The organism is Bacillus sp. TE9106W, from assembly GCF_054062215.1.
The window spans coordinates 37,141-63,056 of sequence record NZ_JBSSFA010000013.1 but is presented as its reverse complement, the minus strand read 5'-3'; the positions used below and the strand labels follow the sequence as shown (position 1 = coordinate 63,056).

Annotated in this window: 31 protein-coding genes and 1 pseudogene; 6 read left to right on the top strand and 26 right to left on the bottom strand. The window is 36.1% G+C overall.

The annotated features are described in order from the left end of the window. Nucleotides 1-106: 106 nt before the first annotated feature. Complete coding sequence (locus tag ACVWY7_RS20795; RefSeq protein ID WP_002054129.1) at nucleotides 107-448, top strand: hypothetical protein; 342 nt, start codon at nucleotides 107-109, stop codon at nucleotides 446-448. Between the two features lie 116 nt (nucleotides 449-564). Beyond that, nucleotides 565-1,656 (top strand): DUF3900 domain-containing protein, encoded by a 1,092-nt coding sequence (locus ACVWY7_RS20790; protein ID WP_000345026.1) that lies wholly within the window; start codon nucleotides 565-567, stop codon nucleotides 1,654-1,656. Between the two features lie 311 nt (nucleotides 1,657-1,967). On the opposite strand, the gene ACVWY7_RS20785 is transcribed toward ACVWY7_RS20790, so the two are convergent. From ACVWY7_RS20785 to ACVWY7_RS20745, 9 genes are all read right to left on the bottom strand, one after another. Beyond that, entirely contained in the window at nucleotides 1,968-2,315 is a 348-nt protein-coding gene (locus ACVWY7_RS20785) for a hypothetical protein (RefSeq protein ID WP_000566110.1), read from the bottom strand. Between the two features lie 31 nt (nucleotides 2,316-2,346). Continuing rightward, entirely contained in the window at nucleotides 2,347-2,562 is a 216-nt protein-coding gene (locus ACVWY7_RS20780) for a hypothetical protein (protein ID WP_073525337.1), read from the bottom strand. Between the two features lie 94 nt (nucleotides 2,563-2,656). Continuing rightward, a complete protein-coding gene (locus ACVWY7_RS20775; protein ID WP_073525339.1) occupies nucleotides 2,657-3,502 on the bottom strand; it encodes an exonuclease in 846 nt (281 codons plus the stop codon). 188 nt (nucleotides 3,503-3,690) lie between these two features. Further along, a complete protein-coding gene (gene cspB, locus ACVWY7_RS20770) occupies nucleotides 3,691-3,891 on the bottom strand; it encodes a cold shock-like protein CspB (protein WP_001179150.1) in 201 nt (66 codons plus the stop codon). Between the two features lie 216 nt (nucleotides 3,892-4,107). Then, entirely contained in the window at nucleotides 4,108-5,007 is a 900-nt protein-coding gene (locus tag ACVWY7_RS20765; RefSeq protein WP_000449514.1) for a WD40/YVTN/BNR-like repeat-containing protein, read from the bottom strand. Between the two features lie 16 nt (nucleotides 5,008-5,023). Further along, complete coding sequence (locus ACVWY7_RS20760) at nucleotides 5,024-5,467, bottom strand: flavodoxin (RefSeq protein WP_001062763.1); 444 nt, start codon at nucleotides 5,465-5,467, stop codon at nucleotides 5,024-5,026. Between the two features lie 141 nt (nucleotides 5,468-5,608). Beyond that, nucleotides 5,609-6,229, bottom strand: coding sequence for an acetate uptake transporter (locus ACVWY7_RS20755; protein ID WP_000070938.1), 621 nt, complete (start codon nucleotides 6,227-6,229; stop codon nucleotides 5,609-5,611). Between the two features lie 86 nt (nucleotides 6,230-6,315). Further along, nucleotides 6,316-6,711 carry an NUDIX hydrolase gene (locus ACVWY7_RS20750; protein ID WP_000620855.1) on the bottom strand — a complete coding sequence of 132 codons (396 nt, stop codon included), beginning with the start codon at nucleotides 6,709-6,711 and terminating at the stop codon, nucleotides 6,316-6,318. Further along, nucleotides 6,708-7,049: an ASCH domain-containing protein gene (locus tag ACVWY7_RS20745; protein ID WP_001268360.1), complete on the bottom strand. Its 342-nt coding sequence runs from the start codon at nucleotides 7,047-7,049 to the stop codon at nucleotides 6,708-6,710. The genes ACVWY7_RS20750 and ACVWY7_RS20745 overlap by 4 nt, the downstream gene beginning before the upstream one ends. A gap of 110 nt (nucleotides 7,050-7,159) precedes the next feature. On the opposite strand from ACVWY7_RS20745, the gene ACVWY7_RS20740 reads away from it, so the two are divergent. Further along, nucleotides 7,160-7,717, top strand: coding sequence for a CatB-related O-acetyltransferase (locus ACVWY7_RS20740; RefSeq protein ID WP_000966316.1), 558 nt, complete (start codon nucleotides 7,160-7,162; stop codon nucleotides 7,715-7,717). A gap of 34 nt (nucleotides 7,718-7,751) precedes the next feature. Here ACVWY7_RS20740 and ACVWY7_RS20735 read toward each other — a convergent pair. Next, nucleotides 7,752-7,941 (bottom strand): annotated as a pseudogene (locus ACVWY7_RS20735) (hypothetical protein); the annotation flags it as partial. Nucleotides 7,942-8,047: 106 nt separating this feature from the next. Next, complete coding sequence (gene tnpB, locus ACVWY7_RS20730) at nucleotides 8,048-9,175, bottom strand: IS200/IS605 family element RNA-guided endonuclease TnpB (protein ID WP_456523952.1); 1,128 nt, start codon at nucleotides 9,173-9,175, stop codon at nucleotides 8,048-8,050. Nucleotides 9,176-9,625: 450 nt separating this feature from the next. On the opposite strand from tnpB, the gene ACVWY7_RS20725 reads away from it, so the two are divergent. Continuing rightward, the gene (locus ACVWY7_RS20725; protein ID WP_456523951.1) at nucleotides 9,626-10,375 is read left to right on the top strand and encodes a (S)-benzoin forming benzil reductase; all 750 of its coding nucleotides are present in this window, start codon (nucleotides 9,626-9,628) and stop codon (nucleotides 10,373-10,375) included. A 35-nt stretch (nucleotides 10,376-10,410) separates the two neighbouring features. On the opposite strand, the gene ACVWY7_RS20720 is transcribed toward ACVWY7_RS20725, so the two are convergent. From ACVWY7_RS20720 to ACVWY7_RS20695, 6 genes are all read right to left on the bottom strand, one after another. Then, nucleotides 10,411-11,244 carry a GNAT family N-acetyltransferase gene (locus ACVWY7_RS20720; protein ID WP_073525349.1) on the bottom strand — a complete coding sequence of 278 codons (834 nt, stop codon included), beginning with the start codon at nucleotides 11,242-11,244 and terminating at the stop codon, nucleotides 10,411-10,413. 66 nt (nucleotides 11,245-11,310) lie between these two features. Next, entirely contained in the window at nucleotides 11,311-12,837 is a 1,527-nt protein-coding gene (argH, locus tag ACVWY7_RS20715) for an argininosuccinate lyase (protein WP_212114983.1), read from the bottom strand. Between the two features lie 83 nt (nucleotides 12,838-12,920). Beyond that, nucleotides 12,921-14,030 (bottom strand): serine hydrolase, encoded by a 1,110-nt coding sequence (locus ACVWY7_RS20710; protein WP_000751372.1) that lies wholly within the window; start codon nucleotides 14,028-14,030, stop codon nucleotides 12,921-12,923. 116 nt (nucleotides 14,031-14,146) lie between these two features. Further along, nucleotides 14,147-15,094 (bottom strand): nucleoside hydrolase, encoded by a 948-nt coding sequence (locus ACVWY7_RS20705; RefSeq protein WP_009879443.1) that lies wholly within the window; start codon nucleotides 15,092-15,094, stop codon nucleotides 14,147-14,149. Nucleotides 15,095-15,195: 101 nt separating this feature from the next. After that, entirely contained in the window at nucleotides 15,196-16,635 is a 1,440-nt protein-coding gene (gene panF, locus ACVWY7_RS20700; protein ID WP_212114946.1) for a sodium/pantothenate symporter, read from the bottom strand. 3 nt (nucleotides 16,636-16,638) lie between these two features. Continuing rightward, nucleotides 16,639-16,917 carry a YhdT family protein gene (locus ACVWY7_RS20695; RefSeq protein ID WP_000800722.1) on the bottom strand — a complete coding sequence of 93 codons (279 nt, stop codon included), beginning with the start codon at nucleotides 16,915-16,917 and terminating at the stop codon, nucleotides 16,639-16,641. Nucleotides 16,918-17,190: 273 nt separating this feature from the next. Here ACVWY7_RS20695 and dhaS point away from each other — a divergent pair, with 273 nt between their 5' ends. Beyond that, the gene (gene dhaS, locus ACVWY7_RS20690) at nucleotides 17,191-18,675 is read left to right on the top strand and encodes an aldehyde dehydrogenase DhaS (protein ID WP_072192207.1); all 1,485 of its coding nucleotides are present in this window, start codon (nucleotides 17,191-17,193) and stop codon (nucleotides 18,673-18,675) included. A 50-nt stretch (nucleotides 18,676-18,725) separates the two neighbouring features. Here the strand turns inward: dhaS and fabG are convergent, their stop codons facing one another. Next, nucleotides 18,726-19,466, bottom strand: a complete 741-nt coding sequence (gene fabG / locus ACVWY7_RS20685) for a 3-oxoacyl-ACP reductase FabG (protein ID WP_144507897.1) — start codon at nucleotides 19,464-19,466, stop codon at nucleotides 18,726-18,728. Between the two features lie 286 nt (nucleotides 19,467-19,752). On the opposite strand from fabG, the gene ACVWY7_RS20680 reads away from it, so the two are divergent. Then, nucleotides 19,753-19,902, top strand: coding sequence for a YfhD family protein (locus tag ACVWY7_RS20680; RefSeq protein WP_001035808.1), 150 nt, complete (start codon nucleotides 19,753-19,755; stop codon nucleotides 19,900-19,902). Between the two features lie 71 nt (nucleotides 19,903-19,973). On the opposite strand, the gene ACVWY7_RS20675 is transcribed toward ACVWY7_RS20680, so the two are convergent. The 8 genes from ACVWY7_RS20675 to moaD form a co-directional block, all read right to left on the bottom strand. Next, on the bottom strand, nucleotides 19,974-21,827 hold the full coding sequence (locus tag ACVWY7_RS20675) for a terpene cyclase/mutase family protein (RefSeq protein WP_144507896.1): 1,854 nt from the start codon (nucleotides 21,825-21,827) through the stop codon (nucleotides 19,974-19,976). A gap of 99 nt (nucleotides 21,828-21,926) precedes the next feature. Further along, nucleotides 21,927-22,352, bottom strand: a complete 426-nt coding sequence (locus ACVWY7_RS20670) for a divergent PAP2 family protein (protein WP_000447812.1) — start codon at nucleotides 22,350-22,352, stop codon at nucleotides 21,927-21,929. A 79-nt stretch (nucleotides 22,353-22,431) separates the two neighbouring features. Continuing rightward, nucleotides 22,432-23,373 carry an EamA family transporter RarD gene (rarD, locus tag ACVWY7_RS20665; RefSeq protein ID WP_144507895.1) on the bottom strand — a complete coding sequence of 314 codons (942 nt, stop codon included), beginning with the start codon at nucleotides 23,371-23,373 and terminating at the stop codon, nucleotides 22,432-22,434. Nucleotides 23,374-23,463: 90 nt separating this feature from the next. Further along, nucleotides 23,464-23,712 carry a DUF1294 domain-containing protein gene (locus ACVWY7_RS20660; protein WP_088120521.1) on the bottom strand — a complete coding sequence of 83 codons (249 nt, stop codon included), beginning with the start codon at nucleotides 23,710-23,712 and terminating at the stop codon, nucleotides 23,464-23,466. Nucleotides 23,713-23,880: 168 nt separating this feature from the next. Continuing rightward, nucleotides 23,881-24,279: a hypothetical protein gene (locus ACVWY7_RS20655; RefSeq protein ID WP_088120522.1), complete on the bottom strand. Its 399-nt coding sequence runs from the start codon at nucleotides 24,277-24,279 to the stop codon at nucleotides 23,881-23,883. Nucleotides 24,280-24,321: 42 nt separating this feature from the next. Beyond that, nucleotides 24,322-24,546: a hypothetical protein gene (locus tag ACVWY7_RS20650; RefSeq protein ID WP_000501860.1), complete on the bottom strand. Its 225-nt coding sequence runs from the start codon at nucleotides 24,544-24,546 to the stop codon at nucleotides 24,322-24,324. 15 nt (nucleotides 24,547-24,561) lie between these two features. Continuing rightward, nucleotides 24,562-25,611 (bottom strand): P-loop NTPase, encoded by a 1,050-nt coding sequence (locus tag ACVWY7_RS20645; RefSeq protein WP_088120523.1) that lies wholly within the window; start codon nucleotides 25,609-25,611, stop codon nucleotides 24,562-24,564. A 66-nt stretch (nucleotides 25,612-25,677) separates the two neighbouring features. Further along, nucleotides 25,678-25,914 (bottom strand): molybdopterin converting factor subunit 1, encoded by a 237-nt coding sequence (gene moaD, locus ACVWY7_RS20640; RefSeq protein WP_000628486.1) that lies wholly within the window; start codon nucleotides 25,912-25,914, stop codon nucleotides 25,678-25,680. Nucleotides 25,915-25,916: the final 2 nt, after the last annotated feature.

Sequence of the window (25,916 nt, the reverse complement as noted above, 5' to 3'; positions counted from 1 at the left end):
CATATTTTTATTTATAAAGAACTATCTCATGAACATAAATAGGTATTTGCCGTGCCACACTCCGCTTTTACACATACATTATGGTGAATTAACCTATTTTAAAGAAATGGAGGATGTTTTTATGTACCCCTACAATCCATACGATCCATATAACCAAAATGGTTATCAGCCTCAATATGATTTACAAGCACAATACCAACAATATGTAGATCCAGCAGAACAAGTTAATCCATATGATCAAAATCGACAATTTCAACTTCCAATCTCTTTTCCTGGTGCTGGAAATCGTCAACTAGAAAGACGAGTAAATGAGCTGGAGCAAAGAGTACGTCAATTAGAAAACACGGTTGAGCGTCATACACGTAGATTAAACCGCTTAAACCAACGTTTACGTACAATAGAAAACAGACTAAACATTCCATTTTCAGCATTAGAAGACGGATTTTAATTCCAAAAGTAAAAAATATATGAAGGAAGGGGCTCCCCCTTCCTTATATAAATTGACGAAAGTTTTTTCCATCTCTATACTGATAAGAGTTAATGAAATGAAACAAGGTGATAAATATGGATTTTGAAATAAATTATCTTTCCTTTTATGTTGTACAAGTAGAAGGAAAAGGTGAAGCTGTTGATAAACGTTACAAACATTTTCAAACATTAGATGCTGAAGAGTATGAAGATAGCTCCTTAAAAGAATTTTTGGATGGAGAATTATTAAAAATTTCAAAGCGAAAAGTAGAACGTCATGCGAAAACAGAACAAGCTCCGACAAAGATCGGTCGCTTCATTGTAGAAGAAGGGCACGAACTTGATTCAAACCCTCATTACAACCTATTTAATCGCATTCGCTTTGCGGAAACTAAGGAAAACTTCAAAGATATGAGCGAACCTCTCGTTTATACATATCTTGACACAAGTGCTGTGCGCGGTGGTGTGTTTTTAATTGCACAAGCAAAACTACGCAAATACTTTGATGATCCATTCGTCTTCGTTATGAAATGTGACTTCGAGCCGAAAGTTGCTTCTATTTCCGATGAGTCCACACTGATTCGTAACGTTGAAATGGCTATCACAACAAAAAATATGAAATCTATCCAATATCCGTACATGCCTGAAGAGGGTATGGTCGAAATGGGCGAGCTAAAAATTCACCAAGCATCACACGCCCGTTACTTTGAAGACTTCTTAAAATTCGTCGAGTACGAACGCTCTATGCCTGAAATTATGAAAACACAAGTAATGGACATGGTATACGACCAAATTGAAGATGTATTTGAAGAAGGTACGGAAGAACGTGAACAATTCGACCAAGCAATGGAGGTATGGGCTGCCAGTCCAAAACGCGAAATTATGGAACAATTTTCAACCGAAGAAGTAATGGAAGCTACCGCTCAAATCGTCGAGCATGCTCCTGAAGTGGAATTAAAGCTAAAAGCAGATCATATCTCTGTGAAAGCCCTGCTTGCTGATTTCGGGGATCAAATACATATTGCAAAGGTAAATGACCGATACGTATTAATGATTGAAGCTGATACACTTACGTTTGAGAAAGGCTTCTCTCCGATTGAGTTCCTGAAGCCAGACGAGTTACAAGACGTGATTGAGCGAATTGAGAATAAGCAGCAGTATACTTATGATCCGAACGGGATTGAATAATTCCTTCCATTTAACTGTTTTTACTGAGCGCTGTTAACAAGCGCTCTCTTCTTTGTAATATAGTTGATATTTATATTAAAAACTGATTCTACTAAGAATCAGTTTTTCTACTTTATAACAAAATATGCTTATTTTTAAATTTTTTTTGATACAAGATGACATTTGTTGCAGAGTCAAGTACATCCCTTCCTTGTTATACAAGCGGATGTCCATTAGAGATATCTGCTTCAATATTTCTAGTTGACCAAGTCCTTCTATAAGTTTTTATATTTTCCCTTTTAGTCACTATGTATGTTCTCAAAATTAAAACTTCACTTCACTACCTCAAACTTATTGTACTCATAAAAAGATAATTGAAAACGATATTCCGGATGCTCTCTCACCCAATCGTAGGCTTCTTCTAAAATTTCCATTTTATTTTGTAAGTCATTAAGTTCACTACATACGTCCTTTTTCTGTTTGCACAAAGGACAGAATCCATTCACTATTTCGACACTCGTTGCCCTAATCGTTTTACTTTCTAAATCAACTACTAGACGAAGAATAAAAGAATGCTCCGCTTTTGTAGTCACCATCATTTCAGCAGTCCCATCCTCATTCCAAAAGACTCCGTTTAATTCCATCTGTACGGTGACATCTTTAATATCCAAGTCTATCACTATTATACCTCCCATATATAAGACTCTTAGCTTACTCTTCTATTTTAATCTTTAATACACCACGATTTAAAGATATATTAAGCCTTTTCCAATTCTTCTTCTTTGCTATGAAAGGAAGTGTAATAAACGCTAATAGTGCGGGACATATTATCCCAAAAGCTAAAACGGTTAAAATGTTAAAGATTGCTTCCATTAAACTACACTCTTTTCTATGTATATTCATACCAAAAACAATAAAATACTCCATTACTAATACGGGACAAGCCGTTAATTTTCCAACTAAACTTCAGCAACTTAATCCTGAAGTCTAGTTGTACATATGAATAAAATAGACTATGTCATTAACTTTCTTCTACTACTTTCTCCATCTCAGCCAAATACCTAATCTGCCTTTCCGCTTTTCTAACCGCCGTACGAAAATGTTTTTTCAGAAGTTCTATTGTAGGTTCACTTATATAATATCTTTCTGTTATACTTTCCCACGTGTCACTACTTTCAAATGTACTCCAAGCGAAAGGACGCTCTGTATTTTTTCTCATTTCTTTAAATACCCATTTTCGCATCTTTTTTTTCGCTTTTTCTGTTAGTTTTCCGTTCTCAACAAGTTCAAGTTCACCATGTCTTTTATATCTTTTAGTAATATCTCTCTCGCTATATGCTTTAAGAAGTATGTTCGCTGTATTCTCAGCATCCGCTAAAGCTCGGTGCTGCTTCCCTTCCCATATTAAACCGAGCTGTTCTACTGCAGATTGTAAACTTGGTGTATGCTCAAACAATTCTTCATACGCTTGAAAAACAAATTTTTGTAAATCAATTCTTCTTTCTTTTTCCATACAAGGGCATTCTACACTATGTAACGTACAATCATGAGATAGAAATCGATAATCTTCTTTTCCCCATGTAACAAATATAGAATCTTCTCCAATAAACCGAATAAATTTTTCTATAATTTGCGGGAATTTCTCGACACCCATTAAGTCTTTCTTTGTAATTCCCGTTAATTTTGTCGTATGACGAGTAAGTCGTGCCCCCGGTTTTACTAACTCCGAAAATTCTCCAATTACCTTCATTGTACTTGCTTCTATTTTTACAGCTCCGATATCAACTATCTCTGACGGATCTTCTGATTTATACGGCCTAAAATTTCTCTCTATATCAAACACAATAAAATGTGTAGCGTTTTCCAATTTATTTACCTCTTTCTACATTCCTTTTCACACACATACTTTATTTTCAGTATTTATTTATTCGTACACTTTATGCATGTAATACTTCGTCTAAAAAACGAAAATTCAATCTCATTATGCTATGTACATAGGAGGTTATTCAATAAAAATGCAAAAAAAAGAAGGGCAAGCCCTTCTTTTTTTCACAATTACTTCTTGTTAACGTTTGTAGCTTGAGGTCCACGGTTACCTTGTTCTACTTCGAAAGTAACTTCTTGACCTTCTTCTAAAGTTTTGAAACCTTCGCCTTGGATAGCTGAGAAATGAACGAATACGTCTTCTCCGCCTTCAACTTCGATGAATCCGAAACCTTTTTCTGAGTTAAACCATTTTACTTTACCGTTTTGCATGTAAAAAATCCTCCTACAATGTACCTATATGTACATATTCATTTTCAACCACTTTACAAAAATAAGTCAGACATTAAAAAAACTGCAACTCTGAGGAGATTTAACATTGCTATCCTCCTCGGAAGTTACAGCTCATTTAAATCTCTATATTATTAAAAGTAAAATGGTTTAAATATAATATATCATATCAATATAATAAAAGCAAAGTTTTTTTCGCTATATGACTTTTTTCTTCCACTGCATCGCTTTTGATTCACCTGATCCAGCTACAAAATAGCCTTCTTTTTCGTTCACAATGCGCCAGCCATGCCCTTTAACTGAGTCACATACTGTTACAATTCCTTCTTCTAAAAGTACACGACAAACGGTACTAATCCCCGCCTTATTTTGCGTTGACGTTGTATATAACACATGTTGATCTACACTTAAGTCTAAATAGCTACTTGCTTTCTGCTCGCTTTGACATGTGTGCCAATATGTTTTTTCACTCTCAATGCTTTCATCTATTTTACAAAAAGAAATATTCCCGCTAATCCCTTTGCACGATCCACTGGCTGCTACTAAATAAGAGTTGTGTAAAGTCAACGCTGAGATCATTTGATTCATCACGATTTTAATCCTCTTTAATTTACGTGTCTCCAAATTAAAGAGCCAAACACCACCATATTTAGCATGTATTTTCGTACCGATAAATAAGTAATGTTTATATAAAAACAACGATCGAATAGACGGTGCCCCGCCACCATACTCAAGAAATGGATGAATGGTTTCCCATGTCGAACCAAAATCATTCGAATGATACAACGTTTTATCTCCATGAGCAATGACAGTTCCTTCTATATTACTACACACATTCCAACTCGTTGCCTTTGTTGGAAAACGTTGAACTGTCCAATTCTCTCCACCATTCATACTACGAATAAAAATTCCTTCGTCACCTACACCATACACTACATTATCTTCGCTATGTAAATCCCTAATTCGTTTTTGAAAACCATTTAAAATTTGTTTCCATTCTCCGTTTTGTTCAATAAATAAACCATTATATGTAGTAGCTAACATAAGCTTCCCATCTCTTAACTTTGTAATAGCGGTCGCACTTAACATTGTCTCCACGTTGACACTCCCATTCTTAGAACTTCTCAGCAAATGCAATTGCAAAATTACTGCATTTTTCAACATCCTCTTCATCTTCTGGAGCTAGTTCGATTTTCAATCCTTCTTGTACAAGCTCTGCACCGCGTTCTACAAGCCTTTCTTCAAATATCGTTACCGCTTCACAAAACAGTTCATACGCCGTATCACCTGATCCAAATACCGCTACTTTCTTCCCTGATAAATCAATATTTTCTAAGTCCTCATGGAAATCTTCCGCTTCAAATGGCAATTCACCATCGCCCCACGTATAAGATCCTAAAATGATTCCATCATAAGCTAATAATTCTTCAGCATCCATGCCTTCCATTTCTTGCAATACTACTTCATGATCAAAAGCATCTAAACTAACTTTAATTAAATCAGCAATACTCTCTGTATTTCCTGACATACTTGCATAAGCTATTAAAATTTTCGCCACTTTGGCATCCCCCTCTAACAATAAACGATTCTCATTCTCATTATATTAATAATGATAATCAATTTCAATTGTATTTTTTATTATTTCTGTTTACTCAATAAAAAAAGCACAGATGACTATACAATCATCTGTGCTTTTTTATTACTTTTTAAAAATACCAAACGGCTTTCCAACTGGTAAAACAACTTTTCCGAAGTGTGTATTTAACACTGCTGCTGCTGAACCATAGAAAGATAATAATGAAATAAGAAGTTCTGAATATGCTGCTAAATTATGCATCGCATGCGGCATAACACCTAAAGTACTTAATGAAAGACCGATAAATAAGAAATCAATAAGGACGAAAATCATAAATAATACTTTATGTGTTTCCATTGCACCAATTGTCATAAAGATTGTGAAAATCAAATATCCGATAAAGGCTACACCAAGCTGTTTTGAATCTGCAGCTTGTGCTAATTTTTCGCCAAATACTCCAAGTTGAATTAACCAAGTCATTCCAACACCTAACCAAAATAGGCCGTATGCACCGAATGCTGTTGTACCGAACGTATTATTATGCTTTGCATCGTGAATGCACGCAAAGATTTGTGCAAATCCTCCTAAAAAGATTGCCCACGGTAATACTAGTGAAACGCCATCTGTTAAGCCTAACTTTTGAGATGATGCTACAAGTGTTACCATCGCTAATCCAAATAGACCAATTCCAGATGGATCTGCTGTTGTCATTTTCACATGATGTGTAGTAGTTTGATTGCTCATATAAACCTCCTGATTATAAACATACTCGAATACAATACTTAAATCAGAAGACTATGTCAATGGTTTTTTTTGTATGTTGTCAGACCTTATATTTTATAATGTTCTAATATACTTTCAACCACTTCATACGGTTTTATATTCACTTTTTCCAACTCGTGTATCGGTAACCACAATGGAATATAACTCCCTCTACCTTTCAGCTCGAATTCCTCAGCTTTACCACTTCCGAAAACTCCACCTATAATATGGGCGTTAAAATAATACTCCGTCCCTTTATACTCCAACTTCGCAATAAGATTCCTCACTTTTATATGTACCCCTAATTCTTCATAAGCTTCTCGCTTCGTTGCTTCTTCAGGTGTTTCTCCTTCTTCAATTCCTCCGCCTGGAAAAACATAATATGTTTCCCCTCCTCTAATACGTTTTATAAGAGCAATTTTCCCTTCCTGCACAATGACAGCCACGCCGCGATTTCTTATCATTTTATTACCTCAATACCAATCGCAACCGTTCCCCACTGTTCTTCTTGTTCTTTCGTATATATTTTGTATGTACTTTCTAACATTTCCTCTAAACTATCATTTTCACAATCCAATAATTTTTTATCAATTTGTTCGTACATTGCTTGGAAGCTTTCGTATCGTTTTATTTCTGTTACTTTTACAGTCATCGTTGCTGCTGTCGTAAGGTTTGTAAATACAATTTCATCGCCTTTGTTTATTAGTTGACGTTTTTTATCATATAAGCGTACTTCATATACTTTTTTTCCTGATTGAATTGACTGAAACGGTTTATTATATAAACCCATTTCGTATCTCATACAACCCACTCCTTTTTGTTCAATCCACCTACTAACACAGCTCACCTTGCTACATCTTGCATATAATATTCCATACGTATCGCTTAATTGAGAAAGGAGGCTGAAGAATCATGTTATATTTAAATCAAAAACCAGAATATAGTAAGTATGATATCGGTGATTATACTTATAGTAAAGTCGGACCAACTATTTTTTCTTGGAACGATGAAACGAAATTAAAAATAGGTAAGTTTTGTTCATTAGGAGAAGAAGTCGTTTTCATACTCGGCGGTGAGCATCGTGCAGACTGGATAACAACTTACCCATTCAATGCACTTTTTGATGAAGGAGCACATATCACTGGTCACCCTTCTTCAAAAGGTGATATCATAGTCGGCAATGATGTATGGATTGGTTATCAATCCTGCATTTTATCTGGTGTTACAATTGGTAACGGGGCCATTATTGGCGCAAAGAGTGTCGTTACAAAAGATGTACCTCCATATGCAATTGCAGCTGGTAATCCTGCAAAATTTATTCGATATCGCTTCCCGCAAGAAACAATTGACAAACTAGAGAAGCTCGCATGGTGGGACTGGGACATATCTGTTATAAAAGGAGCTATTCCATTTCTACTCTCCAACAAAATTAACGAGTTTTTTACCTCATCTGAAAAAGAATCTTCATGAAAAAAAGATCATCCTCTTTTTCTTGCAGGATGATCTTTTTATTTATCTGAAAGTGATTACAAGGCAAACATATAAATGGAATATTTCTAAAAATTACAGTTTATTTCACAAATTTGGTCTATCGTTGAAACAAACGGAATAACAACCAAGTTACTATCTATTATTTGTGTCACAGGTGGGAATACTGTACCTATTTGATATTCAAAACGAATGCTCGCTTCATTTCCTTTATAGTAAAAAGTGCTCTATACTTTGAACTCCCCCCACTTAACACTCTAACGAGCTGTTTGAAGTGGGGGATTCCTACGAACACCAAGGTATCCCTTAGTTTTATGAGTAGGCAATCCCCGTAATCCCTACGGTTAGGAGCCTTATGGCCTCTTTTCTCAGATTTTCCGCTGCGTTCACATCTCTATCATGATACATACCACAAGAAGGACACTTCCATTCACGCAGGTTCAGGCTTTTCACATCTTTATTTTTGTAGTCGCAATGCGAACAAGTTTGGGAACTAGCGAATGTTTTCGACACCACAATCACTTGTTTCCCATACCAGCATGCCTTATACAACAACATCGCTTTGAATTGTGACCATGATACTTCTTGAATCGCTTTCGCTAGTTTGTGATTCTGTAACATATTCGATACTTGCAAATCTTCTATCCCAATCACATCGTGGTTTTTGATGATCCTTGTAGAGAGTTTTTGCAAGTAATCCGTTCTTGCATTTTTGATTCGTTCATGAATACGAGCGACTTTCATTCGCTGTTTATGCCAATTCGCTCCGCCTTTTGTACGTCTAGATAGAATACGCTGGGCATGAGCCAGTTTCTTTTCTAATACCCGAGACCATTTTGGATTACCGAATACCTCACCCGTTGAAAGAATAGCAAAGTTTTTCACACCAACATCTATACCAACAGCGGAATCGGTCTTCGGCAATTCTTGTACTTCTGCTTCAGCAAGAATCGAGACAAAATATTTTCCACTTGGATTCCTTCTGACAGTAGCACTCAAAATTCGTCCTTCTACCTCACGATTTTTGACAAATTTGACAAGACCAAGTTTCGGTAACTTCAATTTATTATCTATAATCGCAATGTTTCCATTTGTATGTTTCGTTGTATAGGATTGGACTTTATTGTTTTTCGATTTAAACCGGGGTGCTTTGTTTTGTTTTTTGAAGAATCTTGCATACGAGTCAGCGAGGTTGTGAAGAGAAGATTGAAGAGCGATACTGTCCACATCTTTTAGCCATACAAATTCTTTTTTGAGAGTAGGTAATTGCGAAGAACAAGTGCCATAGGATAACCCTTTTCCTGTTTCTTTATATCTATCATTCCACTTTTCCAAAAAGTAGTTAAATACAAATCGTGAACAACCAATTGTTTTCATAATAGCGATTTTTTGTTCTAAACTAGGATAGATCCGAAACTGATACGCTTTATGGGTAAACACCGCTTTTCACCTCATTTCCTTTTTTTATTTGTTTACAATATTTTTCACGATATGCATGAGAACGATATCATGATATAGCAAAAAAATACTGATCACGTATCATTTCTTCTTTTTTGTCGAAAGTCCTCTGTCCCTTTCAAAAAAATATACAAATGAAAGAACTTTTACAATGAAACAATTTCGTAGATGGAAAAACGCCTCAGAGCTATAACATTTTCTTTCTATAGGAACGAACTGATTACGATAACGGTACCTGATACTGATTCTTCACCAAAAAGAACCTTTAGGCTGTTGCCTAACCGTCATTCAGCTCCCACCTACTCATTGGACCATGTCCTACCCATTCCTTGAGGTGGAAGTTCTCTGTCGAAAAATGATAGAATGTAGACAAACTATGCAATGTACTTTGTCCAACAAAATTCCGCACGTACGAGAGGAGCTTACGAAACTATGCGCTATGTTATCATAACAGGAACTTCACAAGGTTTAGGTGAGGCAATCACCGCGCAATTGTTAGAAGAAAACACGAGTATCATCTCTATTTCTAGAAGAGAAAATAAAGAGCTTACGAAACTCGCAAAACAATATAATAGCAATTGTGTTTTCCACTCCTTAGATATTCAAGATGTACATAATTTAGAAACGAACTTTAACGAAATCATTTCATCTATTCAAGAAGACACTGTATCATCTATTCATTTAATTAATAACGCTGGTACACTCGCACCTATGAAGCCGATTGAAAAAGCTGAAAGCGAACAATTCATTGCGAACGTTCACATTAATTTACTTGCTCCAATGATTCTTACATCTACTTTCATGAAACATACAAAAGACTGGAAAGTAGATAAACGCGTTATAAATATTTCATCTGGCGCAGGAAAAAATCCTTATTTCGGATGGGGCGCTTATTGTACGACGAAAGCTGGTGTAAATATGTTTACACAGTGCGTAGCGACTGAAGAAGGGGAAAAAGAATATCCAGTAAAAATCGTCGCTTTTGCACCTGGTGTTGTTGATACTAATATGCAAGCACAAATTCGTGAAACAAATAAAGAAGACTTCACAAATTTAGACCGTTTCATCACATTAAAAGAAGAAGGAAAACTATTATCACCTGAATATGTGGCGAAAGCTATTCGTAACTTACTAGAAACTGAAGACTTCCCTCAAGGCCAGGTTATTAGAATTGATGAATAACAAAAAGGCGTGCTAAATTAGCACGCCTTTTTGTTCTACTTCTCTAAAAATATAAGCACAGACTCCGCAATTTGTTCATAACCAATTTCTTGATAAATTTTATTCGATGTTGGATTTGCCAGGTCTGTATATAATGTCGTTGTTTTGTAACCTTCATCTAACATACGTTGACTAAGTGCCGCTACACAATTAGATGCGTATCCTTTTTTCCTTTCTTCTTTCGGCGTATACACGAAATTAATTGTTATATTATTTTTAGTTGGACGTGTTTTTGCAGCTACAGAAACAAGTTTTCCGTCTATTTCTAGACCGAATAAACGATGATTAGTGATTAATGTATGGGCCGTTTGTTCCGCTTCTTCTTTTGTAGTAGGAAGGTTCACATCTTCGCAAAATTGATATATCCATTTTTCTATTACAGGTAGCTCATCACTATTTATTTCTCGAAAAATCCCCTCCTCAGTCCACTTCTTCTTAACTTGTTGTAATGCATACACACCTTGTTCCATTACAACATTCATTTTCTTATTTTCTAACACCGCAATCTCTTCCGCTAATTTCTGTACAACTTTCTTATTACCGATCAATCCAGGAATATCCGGATATACTTTCGTTAACTCTTTTGCAAGCTCCTTGATATCTACTCCCATAACTTCAGAAGTTGCAACAATAATTTGTTTCTTTTCTTCTGTTTGAAGAAATACAATTGCAATTTCTTCCTCTTGTTTTGCTACCCCCATAAATATCGGTTGTTGGACCATTTGTAATACACCTAGTATGAGATTATTTTCCTGTTCATTCTTTTCTAAAAATGATATAACCTCTTTTTTAAAATTAACAACCTCTTCATATACATGTAACTGAAGCATCGACAATCTCTTCTCTCTATTTATGGTTTTATTAAGTATTGGCGATTAATTCATTAAATCCCTCTTTTACGATTCAATAATATTCGAAGCTAACATATTCAAATCATTTTCAGCTTGTAAAATCCTCTGTTTTTCCTTTTCAAATACCTCTTCTTCTTTTCGAAATAACTCTTTTCGATTGTTAATCATGCGCTCCATTTCTTTTTTACTCGGTCCACCATATACATTTCTTTTTTGTATAAAAGCTTCTGGCGATATAATTTCTTCCCACTCTTTTTCTAATAATTGTATTTTAAATTTTTCTTGTAAGTATATATTTACATCTTTGAAACATAATTCATGTAGCTCCTTTTTCTGTTCCAACGACATATTCGCAATAACACTTGCCGCATGATGAGCATGCCGAAATGGGATGCCATAGTTTTTCGTTAAAACATCTGCGAAATCTGTAATCGTAATTGCATGTTTATATGAACGTCTTTTTAAGGTATCCTCTTCTACTTTCATCGTTCGAATGACTGCATTCAAAATGCAAAATACACGAATAGCCTTTTCAATTCCTTTATATAAATACGGCTGCAAGTCATCTTCTGTATCGACAATATCACCAAATGGTGTATTATGAATCATTTGAAATACTGTAAATGCTTCCCCTAGAGCACTACTCGTAATTGCACGGGCGTGTTCAATCGAAACTGGATTTCGCTTTTGTGGCATAATACTACTAATTTGTACATATGGCCTTGCAACAGTAATACCATCATATTCTTTCGTCGCTAATAGTAAGAAATCATGAATCCATCTACCCGTATTCGTCATCATTACCATAAGTAACGAGCTAACCTCTAATAAATAATCCGCTCCAGCGACAGCATCATATGAGTTCTCAATTACATTAGTAAATCCAAGTAAATCGGCAACTCGCTCTCGTTTAATTGGGAAACTTGTTGTAGAAAGCGCAGCAGCTCCCATTGGCGATTGATTTAAAAGTTTGTACGTTTTTTTCATGCGTTCTAAATCTCTCTGCATCGTATCATAAATCGCTAACGTATAATGACCAAATGTTGTTGGCTGAGCTGGTTGTGTATGTGTATAGGCTGGCATAATCGTTTCCTTATAATCAGCAGCAAGTTGCAATATACTTTCTTGCAATAACAAATGATGTTCCATTAATCGTAGCACATATCGCCTTAAACTCATGCGATACATCGTAACACCCATATCATTTCTACTTCTACCAATATGCATATTACTTACAAAATCGCTTTTCGCTTCTTGAGAAATTAAATGTTCCACTAAAAAAAAGAGATCTTCATGCTGCTCTGTATAGAGCAATTGTTCTTTTGGAATTTCCTCAACCTTTTTTAATGCGTGTAATATAAATTTAGCTTCTTCCTTTTTCATTAAATTTTCTTCCGTCAACATCACAATATGTGCTTTATGCACTTGAAACATATCTTTCAATAAGTAATTTCGTTGAAAATTAAATACATGTTGTAATACACAATCCACATATGTTTTCCCAGGGAAATCAGCGCCTTCACTCTTGATAAACTCTTCTTTGCTTTGTTTCATCACTTTTTCCCCTTTCACCTCAGTATTACTACCCATCATACCCAGAGATAGGAAAAAGGTGCTTGTACACAAAAATAAACTCGGTGCTCTCTGCACCGAGTTTATTTAATAAAAGTCGCATCATACTTATCACTTTGCAACACTTGGAAGTGTAAGTTTGCTAAATGTTTCCGTATTTCTGCACTGTCATCTTCATTTAAATTATTTGCTAAGAACACTATTTCTGTACAGTTCCCGCGTTTGTCCATCGCATAAACTGCTTTTGTAACTGTCCATGGCGTATAGCCATTTTTTTGCCCTGCATGTCTAAATGTTTTACGGTATTTCTTAGCGCTCATATCTGTTTCAACGATATTGGCCCATACTTTTTCTTCTGCTTCTGTCAGGCCGCCTTTATGATTCGCCTTTTGAAGTAGTACCATATAATCGTTTGCAGAAGCAGCTGGCAATCGATCTGACCAAATTTTATCGTAACGTTCCTCTAAATAAAGAGGAATTTCCTTCTGTAATAATGGTCCCTTCTTTTTTAAACGCTCATGAATAATCATCGCATATTCACGATATTGCTCTTGAGACATTTCTTTTAACCTTTTCTCTATTTTATATTTCGGAACATGTAATTCTTTATGCAAATATCCAGGGATGTATAAAGATGAAACGATTGGAAATATTGGTTGATGTGCAGGAAGCGATAAACTTTGTAAATTCCGATTAATATTATCTAATCCTAACACTTCCATTAAGTACTCAGCATTTGCATTCGAGCTAAACCTAACCATTCCTCTTGCAACTTCTTCTAAAGAAACCGCTCCTTCAGTTATCTTGCCTTTCTTCTCCAAATAGCTTTGCCATCTATCTTGCGCTCCACCATCTGTATTCGGCACATAATAACGATTCACATCATTAATCGAAACGAAACGAGACGAATCAATTTTCCCTTCTGTAACTTGTCTCGTATATTCAAGCGCTACAATTAATTTCATCGTACTAGCAACTGGCAATACAACATTCGGGTTTACAGAATAAACAACTTTATCATTTCTCTTTACTAGAAGTGCACTATTTTTTTCATCTTTATGTTCTTCAATAAAGGATGCGATATACTGCGCATCATCATTATTTGAACTCCAAACTTTTTTCACTAAAAAATTACCCGATATTAGCAAAACGAAAATACCCACAATCACTGCGCATACTATAGTTTTTTTCAAGTAAAATTCCTCTCCTATTGTGTAACTCTTTCTCTCTATCTTAAAAAAACAAAATAATGGAGATGGTTATTTGAATAACCATCTCCATTATTTTAACTTGTATACTCCCATTATGTCTACGTCATGATTTTCACAAAATCCTCAAGGAATTTTTTATAATGTAATGACCAACCAATTCGCACCCAATTTTTTAAGGCTTTTGCATCAGGTTGAGGACGGAAATCTGCAATACTTTCTCCTTTTGCAATCCCTACTGTATCTACATCTACACGACGATACACATAATCCAATATTGAAGGATTCGCCGCGACCATCATTGTAACAACGTCATGTACCGGACTTCCTGTTATTTTCGGATTTAATTTTCTATAAGCTTTATAATAATACGTAAAAATCGGTTCAATTAATTTATTAAAACTCGTTTTAGAATGTTTCGTAATGTACTTTACCATCTCTGGCGTGATTATAGCTTCAGATGTAACATTAAGCGGCACCAACGTCACATTCTTGGCATTTTGCATGACTAATTGTGACGCAATAGGATCACCATGAAAATTCGCTTCTGCGACTGGTGTAACATTTCCAGGCATTAAAAAAGCACCGCCCATTATATAATATTCTTTCACATACTTCATCAATGGTTTTTCTAAAATAAATGCTGTCGCAAGTGTCGTTGACCTCCCGGCATCAACTATAATTAATTCTCCTTTATATTTTTCAAGAATGTCAAAAAACTCACAAAAAGGCCTTATATTTGGAGAAAGATTTTTTGGCGGTCGAATTGGTCCTAAACCTTCCGCCCCATGAATTTCTGGATAATACGTTGTAATATCTCCAGATAAAGGGATTTTCGCACCATTAATAATAGGTATATCTTCCCGCCCTGCCAGTTGCAATAAATATGCCGCATTACTTGTCGCCTTTTCTTGCGTTACATTTCCATATCCAGTTACTACACCAACAATATCAATATCAGGATGCAACAATCCATACATAATTGCTAAAGAGTCATCAATTCCTGGGTCTCCTAAAAATAATACTTTTTTCATCGCCCTCAACTCCATCCCCTCAATTGTTATTAATTTATGAATATTCACAGGATTACAGAATAAAAAGAACAAATTTATACGAAAAAACGCAGTCCTGTAAGGACTACGTTTTTCATCTAACCTATACTGTTTTTCTTCACAGCAACCATGCTTCCTAAGATATAAGCGATAAACGCAAAACAAATCGGGAAGACAACTGTATGTATACCGAACGGATTTGGATAGAAAAGATGAATGCACATATATGAGCTTACTCCAACTAAAATGGAGGCAAGCGCTCCTGTTGCATTTCCTTTCCTCCAATATAACCCTAATACAATCGGCCAAATGAATGCTGCTTCTAATCCACCGAAAGAAAATAAATTTAACCATATTAAAAAATCTGGTGGTTTAATTGCTGCTGCATAAACGAGCAATCCTACGATAGCCGTAATCCATAAACTTCCTTTTCTAATCGTACTGTCTGCCGCATCTTTATTTATGTAATTTACGTATATATCTTTAATGATTGATGAACTTACAAGTAATAATAGCGAGTTTACTGTAGACATAATTGCCGCCATCGGTGCAGCTAAGAAAACTCCAGCTAACCAAGGAGGTAACACTTCCATTGCGAGTAGCGGCATTACTTTGTCTGGTACCGCTATACCCGGAAGTACGACTCGTGCAAATACACCCGTTAAATGCGTACCAATCATAATTGTACCGACAACAATCGTCCCAATTATTAACGCTTGATGCATCGCTTTTGAATTTTTATAAGACATGGCGCGCACACTAATTTGCGGTAAACCGACAACGCCAATTCCAATTAAAATCCAAAATGATGTCACATATGATTTCGTTAAACTACCATCCGCTCCAAATGGTGTAATTAAATTCGGATTGATTTGAACAAGTTCCTGCATAATCTTTTCAATTCCACCACCGGCAATGACAGTAGCAATTAAAATGATTGTCGTTCCAACTAACATAATGATACCTAATAACGTATCTGATAAAGCAACTGCACGAAATCCACCAATTAATACATACACAAGTACAGAAAAAGTAAATAAAAATAGTGCTGTTGTATAAGAGAGACCCGTTAGTGACTCAATTAATCGACCACCGCCGACCCACTGAGCTACTGTTGCTGAAAATAAAAAGATAATAATACATACCGCAGAAAGTATAACAACTGCTTTATTATTGTATCTTCCCTTTAAATAATCAATAAGAGTAATAGCTTCCATCTTCCTAGCGATAATTGCAAACTTTTTACCGATAACCGTTAAAACGATATATCCTGTTACAACTTGAATCGCAGACAACAATACCCATCCAAGCCCCATATTGTAAGCAATACCAGGACCACCAATAAAGCTACTAGCACTACCGTATGTAGCAATCATTGTCATCGCTAATAATAAACCACCAAGCTCACGCCCACCTAAAAAATATTCTTGTAAAAATTTATTATGTGCGGTTGCTTGTACACGTCTTGAAGCATATACACCAATTAAAAATACAACGATAAACGAAATTATCATTGGAATGATTACATACCAATTCATCTATTATTCCTCACTTTTTTCTTCCTCATCGAGTGAAATATCTTGAAATACAAAACGAACAACTAAACTAAGTAAAATAACCATAACGATAAATCCAACGATACAGCTATAAAAAAACCATGCTGGAAAACCGAATACATATGTATATTCACTTGGATTTTTACTACCAAGCCCATAAGCAAATCCGTACCATATTATAAAATTAATAATTGCAAGTCCAAGACCAATTAACGCTTCTCTATGGGCGATTCGAAAGCGTGGATCATCATGATAATTCTTCATTTTTCTCCCTCCTCTCACGATGTATTATTGTACCACTGTTCCTCTAGTTTTTCCTACTAGAAAGCAAAAACAAGCAGGATTTTTTATAATTATATAGAAGATTCTCTTACATTACATATTTTTTACAATTGTAACACAAATGAAATTTGAATTTTCAGTATTTGTTAATTATGATTTAAATTAGAGGCTTTCCATCTAGTTCCTACATCCTTGATTTCGGAATAAACGCTGTCTCGTACTGCGTTTACATTATATTTTCAAGGGGGTTATACAATGAGTCAACTAGCTGTAAATCTTCATGAAAAGGTAGAAAAGTTTCTTCAAGGTACGAAAAAGTTATATGTGAATGGATCATTCATTGAAAGCGCTTCCGGCAAGACATTTAATACACCTAATCCAGCAACTGGCGAAACACTTGCCGTCGTTTCTGAAGCCGGTCGCGAAGATATTCATAAAGCTGTAGTTGCAGCTCGCATGGCTTTTGACGAAGGTCCTTGGTCTCGCATGAGCACTGCGGAGCGAAGCCGTCTTATGTACAAGTTAGCTGATTTAATGGAAGAACATAAAGAAGAGCTTGCACAGCTCGAGACGTTAGATAACGGAAAGCCAATCCGTGAAACAATGGCAGCAGACATACCACTTGCAATTGAGCACATGCGCTATTATGCTGGCTGGGCGACGAAAATCGTTGGTCAAACAATCCCTGTTTCCGGTGATTTCTTTAACTATACACGCCATGAAGCTGTTGGTGTCGTTGGTCAAATTATTCCTTGGAACTTCCCGCTTCTTATGGCCATGTGGAAAATGGGAGCAGCGCTTGCTACAGGATGTACAATCATTTTAAAACCTGCAGAACAAACTCCACTATCTGCTCTATACTTAGCTGAATTAATTGAAGAAGCTGGATTCCCGAAAGGCGTTATTAATATCGTTCCTGGATTCGGTGAATCAGCTGGACAAGCTCTCGTTAATCATCCACTCGTTGATAAAATTGCATTTACCGGTTCTACTCCAGTCGGTAAACAAATTATGCGACAAGCATCTGAATCCTTGAAACGTGTTACTTTAGAGCTTGGTGGTAAATCACCAAACATTATTTTACCAGACGCTGATTTATCTCGCGCAATCCCTGGTGCACTTTCTGGTGTTATGTTTAACCAAGGGCAAGTATGCTCTGCTGGATCACGCCTATTTGTTCCGAAGAAAATGTATGATAATGTCATGGCAGATCTCGTCCTCTATTCTAAAAAATTAAATCAAGGTGTCGGTCTTAACCCTGAAACAACAATCGGTCCTCTCGTTTCGGAAGAACAACAAAAACGTGTAATGGGCTACATTGAAAAAGGGATTGAAGAAGGCGCTGAAGTACTTTGCGGAGGAAATAATCCATTCGATCAAGGCTACTTCATTTCTCCTACAGTATTCGCTGACGTAAATGATGAGATGACGATCGCAAAAGAAGAAATTTTCGGTCCAGTTATTTCTGCAATACCGTTTAACGATATTGATGAAGTAATTGAACGTGCAAATAAATCACAATTCGGCTTAGCGGCTGGTGTGTGGACAGAAAATGTTAAAACAGCACACTATGTTGCAAGTAAAGTACGTGCTGGTACAGTTTGGGTAAACTGTTATAACGTCTTTGATGCAGCATCTCCATTTGGAGGATTTAAACAATCCGGTCTTGGTCGTGAAATGGGATCATACGCATTAAATAACTATACAGAAGTGAAGAGCGTTTGGCTTAACTTAAATTAATGAGAAAGAACCTGACCTACCTGGTCAGGTTCTTTTCATTATGTATGCCTTTAAACTTGCAGTCCTCCGCTCACATTTAATACTTCTCCTGTAATATAGGATGCGTATTCTGATGCTAAAAAGGCAGCTGCGTTCGCAATATCTTCTGGCGTTCCAATTCTACCAACTGGAATTGCGCCGACCATCTTTTCTTTCACTTTATCTGGTATCGTTTTTGTCATATCTGTATCCATAAATCCTGGGCAAATTGCATTACACGTAATACCGAAACTTCCAACTTCTTTCGCTGCCGTTTTCGTTAAACCGACAACTCCAGCTTTCGTTGCAGCATAATTTGCCTGCCCAATATTCCCCTCTCTACTTATAGAAGAAATATTAATAATTCTTCCATATCCTTGTTGTCTCATATAAAGAAGTGCTGGTTGCATACAATAAAAAACACCAGTTAAATTCACTTGTAATACTTGTTCCCACGCAGACTTCTCCATTTTATGTAACATGGCATCTCTTGTAATTCCAGCGTTATTTACTAATATATGTAATGTACCGAATTTTTGAACCGCATATTCAATTAACGACTTCGCTTCATTTTGATTACTCACATCACATCGATATAAGCTCACTTCATATCCTTCATCCAATAACTCACGTGTCGTTTTTTGTAACTTCTCTTCATTTACATCGCTAATTAATACTTTCGCCCCTAGTTTTGCATACACCCTTGCAATCTCTTTGCCAATTCCCTGTGCAGCTCCTGTTACAACAGCTGTTTTCCCGTTTAAAAACTCCATCCCTATCCCCCATTTCTATTACTTATACTGTATATTTCGGCTTTTTACTTTCCAATTCCTCTTTGCATAAAAAAGTCTATTTGTGTCAAACTAACTTTGCAACGTCGCATAAAGTGAAACTTTAATCAGTGGGGATTTTCTTCATCCCCCACTGATTATCAGCTCTCACCAATCGGACTTTTATGGGCAGTTGATCCCCCACCTAACTTCTTTGCTTTCACTGAATTTTAAGATGGGGGTCTTACTGCCCATTAAAGCGGGATAAAGTGCAAGGAGATTGTGTCGAATGAACAAAAAAAATTTCAAACAAAACAAAGCTACTGATGGCATTGATGTAGAGTTCTCTCGTGAACTTGCTGACCACAATGACTTAGAAGCAAACGCACGTGCAAATGCCGCTGATGCACGTCAAAAACGCCAGTCAACAGAAAAATAAGGAAGCACAACCTTATTCTTTTCAACAGGGACCTACTACCCGACGAAATAAACCGAGAGATATCTCTCGGTTTATTTTCTATATTTTTTTATATAATGTGCCAAAGTAAGTAGTGGATATATATGGGCATAGCTATGATATCTAATATAAAACGCACCTGGTAAACCTGTTCCAGTAGGATATCTTTCATTCACATAAGGATTCGAAAGCAAATATGAAACACCTTTTCGAATAGCTGGCGTTTCTGTATCATAGTAAGAAATGAGAGCATCTAACGCCCATGCAGTTTGGGATGGTGTACTAAATGGTAAAGTAACGAACCTTTTCTCCACACTACTGTGGCATGATTCTCCCCAACCACCATCTTCATGCTGTATATGTTCAAGCCATGAAGCTGCTCGTTTTAATGAAGGATTGCTAGACGGAATTCCGAGTGACCGTAAACCAGTCATAACAGCCCAAGTACCATATATATAACAAATCCCCCATTTCCCATACCATGATCCATTTTCCTCTTGTACATTCATTAACCAATTTATTGCCCTTTGTATCTGTTTCTCAGGCAATTCGTTTTGTGCATACGTCCCGAAAAACTCTAGCACTCTCCCCGTAATATCTGGCGTAGAAGGATCTGTAATCATATCACTTGCATTTTCGATTGGTAATTTTGCTAATAATTTGCTCGTCACACCTTTTTCAAATGCTCCCCAGCCACCATCATTATTTTGTAATCCTTTAATCCAATTGACCCCTTTCTTCCAAGCATTATCTATATTTTTGTTTCCTCTACTTCGTGCCAATGCCCTTAGCACAGCTGTTGTATCATCTATATCTGGAATTGTCGTATTCACATCCGAAAAACCCCAACCGCCAGGAGTAAGCGCCGGAGCATGTACGCTCCAATCAGCTTTTTTTGTATGCTGTTTTTTTAATAAATACGCTGTTGCACTTTGAATCATCTTATTATCCTTTGAAACTTGAGCCTCTTGTAACGCATAGCTTAGTAAAGCTGTATCCCACACGGTTGAAGGAGAGTTTTGCAAATGATTCCCTCTTTCCATCTTCCATATATAAGATGTTATCCCAGCTATAGCCTTTTGAATCATTGATGATTGAAGAGAATGCCCTAACGCAAGTAAAGCATAAATCATATAAAACGAGGCAGTTGCGTAACTATATAACGTTCCATTTTCATCGATACGCTCTTTCATAAAACGTTCTATTTCCTCATATCCTTTATGATGTAACGAAAGTGGATACGATATAATTTGTTTTACATCACTTAATAACGTTTGAAAAACTGGAGACCGATCCTCCCGAAACCATTCTCCGCCTCCGCCCGCAATGTGATTTAAATTTGGTAATAGCTTTTTCCCTACTCGAAATCTTTTATTTAAACATAGCATCATCGGAATTAAATGAATACGTGCTGAGCTACTTAATTCAAATATACTAAAGGGGGAATCATTCTGTAGAAACATAATTGGTGTTGGTAAATGAAAGAGTGAAGGATATTCATATTCTCCATGAATTGCTAATAAAAACTTCGTCATAAAATGAGCACGCGCCACACCACCGCGTTCCTTAATAAAATTTTCTGCTCGTTTCATATTCGCATCTTCTTTTGTATATTTTTTCGATGCAAGTAAGGCGGCATAAGATTGAATTGTAGCTGATAAATTACCTCCTACTTCATCTTCGTGCAATTTCCATGTTCCTTCATTTGTTTGGAGTGATGCTACTCTTTCTACGAACGGTTCTATCTCTTTATCTCTACCTAATAATTTTAATAAAAAAATCATATGGCAATCTGTTAATGGAGCTCCTTCAAAACAAAATCGCCACGTACCATCTTGCCATTGCATTGTTTGAAGTGCAGTTGCTCTTCTCACTATTTCTTCATGCGCTTTTTCGTATAATAACAAGTTACTCACCCACCCTTTCGAAATCCGTATAACGATATTCAAGAAAGTAGCTGAATATGTATGAATACAAAGAAAAGCAGAACATATAAAATGTTCTGCTCATAAACAATATCCTACTCCGACAATAATCCCTAATAAAGCACCAACTACTACTTCATACGGTGTATGCCCGACAAGTTCATTTAACTTCTTATATTCCGTTTGTCTACCGTGAAAAAACTCATTCAATATTTTCGCTTGTTTACTTACTGCAAGCCTTACTCCTGAAGCGTCATACATAACTATAATGGCAAAAATAGCAGCAATTGCAAATAAAGTACTTTCCACACCTTCCACAACGCCAACACCTGTCGCCAGTGCTGTAACAGTTGAAGCATGAGAACTTGGCATCCCACCTGAAGCGAAAAACTTTGCAAAATCAAATTCACCCGTTTTGACTAATTTAAAAATCACTTTCGTAAACTGTGCTAAAAACCATGAAATTACAGCGGCCATAAGCGGATCGTTATGTAAAATTGTTTCCACGTTCTCAGCTCCCTACTAGCTATAATGGAAATCCTTTATAGTATCAGTATAAAGAAAAATGCGTAGAAAATACTACGCATTATGATACTTTTGCTGATTTATTTTTTATAAATTTCGGTTGTTTCTGCACTAAGAACTTTGTTTTCGCTACCGAGAATACAAACAATGCAACCCATATACAGAAAAATGCAATCATATGAGTAGATGTGAAATGTTCACCAAATACGAACACACCTAAAATTAAACTAATCGTTGGTGCAATATATTGTAAAAAACCTACCATATAAAGCGGAATAAGTTGTGCTCCTTTTGCAAAATAAAAAAGTGGTAGAGCTGTAACAATGCCCGCTCCTATTAATAATAATGTCGATGACATTGAGATAGAGCCAAATGAGCCGAAACCATGTACTCCTGTCATTACTAAATAAATAATCGCAAACGGCGTTACTAACATCGTTTCCATCGTGAGTCCAATTGTCGCATCATAGTTTAACAATTTTTTCGTTAATCCATATAATCCAAATGAAAGAGCAAGTGATAAAGAAACCCATGGAATAGCCCCGAAACGTACTGTTAAAATGATAACTCCTACTCCAGCTAAACCAACTGCAACGTATTGCCAAAAGTTTAACTTTTCCTTTAAAACGACTGTACCAAGTAAAATACTAATAAGCGGATTAATATAATAGCCAAGACTTGCTTCAATGACATGATTATGATTAACGGCCCATATGTAGACAAACCAGTTTCCGCTAATCAAGACTGAAGCTATTGTTAATGACATTAATAATTTAGGTCGTTTAAAAAGATTCACGAACTCCCCAATAAAGTGACGAAATCTCTTCGTAACACCTAATACGATTAACATAAACACGAATGCCCAAACGATGCGGTGTGCTAATATTTCATCTGCTGGAACTTCCTCAACCCATTTCCAATAGATTGGTAGGATTCCCCACATCGTATAGGCACCAGCCGCATATATGATCCCTTTTTTCTGCTGTGCTGATTGACTCCCCATCTTCCTTTTCTCCTCTTCTCGTTTTTCTCCATTATACGGTCCCACGTGCTCACTTTACCAATAATCAATCTTCAATTCTTTCGACATTTCTCATACAGCAAAAAATAAACATATTGTGATAACGACAAGTAACGGTATACCGAAAACAAATTTCTTTTTATGAGTTTTATGGTGAAACATATACATACCGATCCAAGCACCAACTGCGCCCCCAGCTGCCGCTGATAAAAACAACGTACTTTCTGGCGTTCTCCACTGTTTCTTCTTCGCTTTCCGTTTATCAAGCCCCATAAGGCTAAAAGCTATAACGTTAATAAGAATAAAATAAATCCATTTCATCGCTTTCTCTCCCTATGAAAAATTCGCTTAATCGTAACATGAAAAAACGATGGAAACAACTGAAGAACACTTTTTATCAAACTAGTTTAATTCATTACTTGCATATTTATATAACCAATTAAAATCGCAGTTATAGCAATTAAATAGAAAAATGTTATGAGCAAAATCTTATACTTCATTTCCTTCACCCACAACCCTATCATCGAAAAAACTTCTCTCAATCACTTTTTCATCAAAGTGAAGAACTACAATTAGCCCTACATATAAAGAAACGAAATTTAAAAACCATTCCCCATTATCATCCTTATTAGCTAAACATTTAAATATCTCTTGAAATTGCATACGCTCGTCTATAGCAACAACCGGTCGCACACCAAAATATTTCAATACGAAATGTAAATCAAGCTGCACGGATAAGGATAAAATATATTTTAATAACTCCGTATAATGAGCAACATTTTTTTGACTATATAGCTTCACGAGCTTTTGATGTAAATGAGCAATCGATAATTCTTCATCAGTCATTTTTGTTGCTTCTATCGTTTCAATCATCTTCTTCATATTCATTACATTTACCCCTCCTGTTACAAAACAAAAGCCAAAGCGTATTTATTTTATAATCAGCAATAATTGAGTATTTCTCGTCTCTCTTTCTTCTTCACTAACTAAGTCATACTTTTTTAGAAGATGAAAGACATCATTTAATATTTCCTGTGAATGATTACCTTGCAAAAATCCCTTTACCTCTTTAAAAATAACTTCTGGTAAAAAACTCTTTTGACTTTCAAGCTTATTCATTACATCTTCAATAGAATGATCGATATTACACCCCATAATAACATTCCTCCTCTATCCTTTATAAATAATATCTTCCGCTAACGATGTAAACACTTCTCCAACAAGAGAATCTTCATCATATACAGATGAACCATTATTTTCTTCACGTTTTGCAAAAGGTACTTGTGCGATTACTTCTGTTTTCAATTGTTCTGCCAACATTTCGCCGCCGCCTTTGCCGAACAGATAATTTTTCGATCCATCTTGTTCTTCGTAATAAGCCATGTTTTCCACAATACCTAAAATCTCGTGTTTCGTATGTTTTGCCATTACGCCTACTCTAGATGCTACGAATGAAGCTACATTATGCGGAGTTGTAACGATAATTTCTTTCGCCTGCGGAATCATTGCTGCAACATCAATGGCAACATCTCCTGTACCAGGTGGTAAATCAAGAAGTAAATAATCTAATTCTCCCCAGTGCGTATTCGCAAGGAAATTTTGAATCCATTTATTTAACATCGGTCCGCGCCACATAACCGGATTATTTCCTTCTGTAAAAAATCCCATAGACATAATTTTAACACCGTGACTAATTACCGGAATTGCTGTTTGATCAATCATCGTTGGTTTTTGATTGGTTTCCATCATAGCTGGAATGCTAAAACCATATATATCTGCATCTAATATCCCCACTTTTTTGCCCATACGAGCTAAAGCCGTTGCAAGATTAATTGTCACAGTTGATTTTCCGACTCCACCTTTTCCGCTCGTTACAGTAAGAAATTGTACCCCTGAATCAGGACGGAGCATGTTCGGCATACCAGTTTCTGTTCTAGTATTTTTCTTTAACTTCTCTGTTAAGTCTGCACGTTCTTCACTTGTCATAGAACCGAATGTTAAATCTACTTTAGATGCACCAATTGCGTAAAGTGATTCTTCAATATCTTGTTGAATTTTTGCTTTTAACGGACAACCTTGAATCGTTAGCACTACTTCAAGTTTAACCTCTGTTCCATTCATTTGTATATTTCTAACCATGTTTAACTCTACAATACTTTTGTGTAATTCTGGATCCTCTACATGTTTTAACGCATTCATTATTTGTTCTTGAGTAAGCATAGAACTCATCCCTTCTCATATTCGAATTTATATACATTATCTTCTTGTCGTTGCGAGAAACGCTTATTATCCACCACTAACAGGCGGGATGAATGCGACAATATCTCCAGCTTGTATCATCTCTTCATTCGTTACAAACTCTTCATTAACAGCTACCATCACTCTATCAAGCGATTGTAAACAATAGTTTGCTTTGAGCCAGCCTTTTAATTGCTGCACAGTCATTTCTTGTTTTTCGGAAATTACTAATCGATCTAATCCGACTTCCTCACGCAAATTTGCAAACAGTAAAATTGTAATCATTT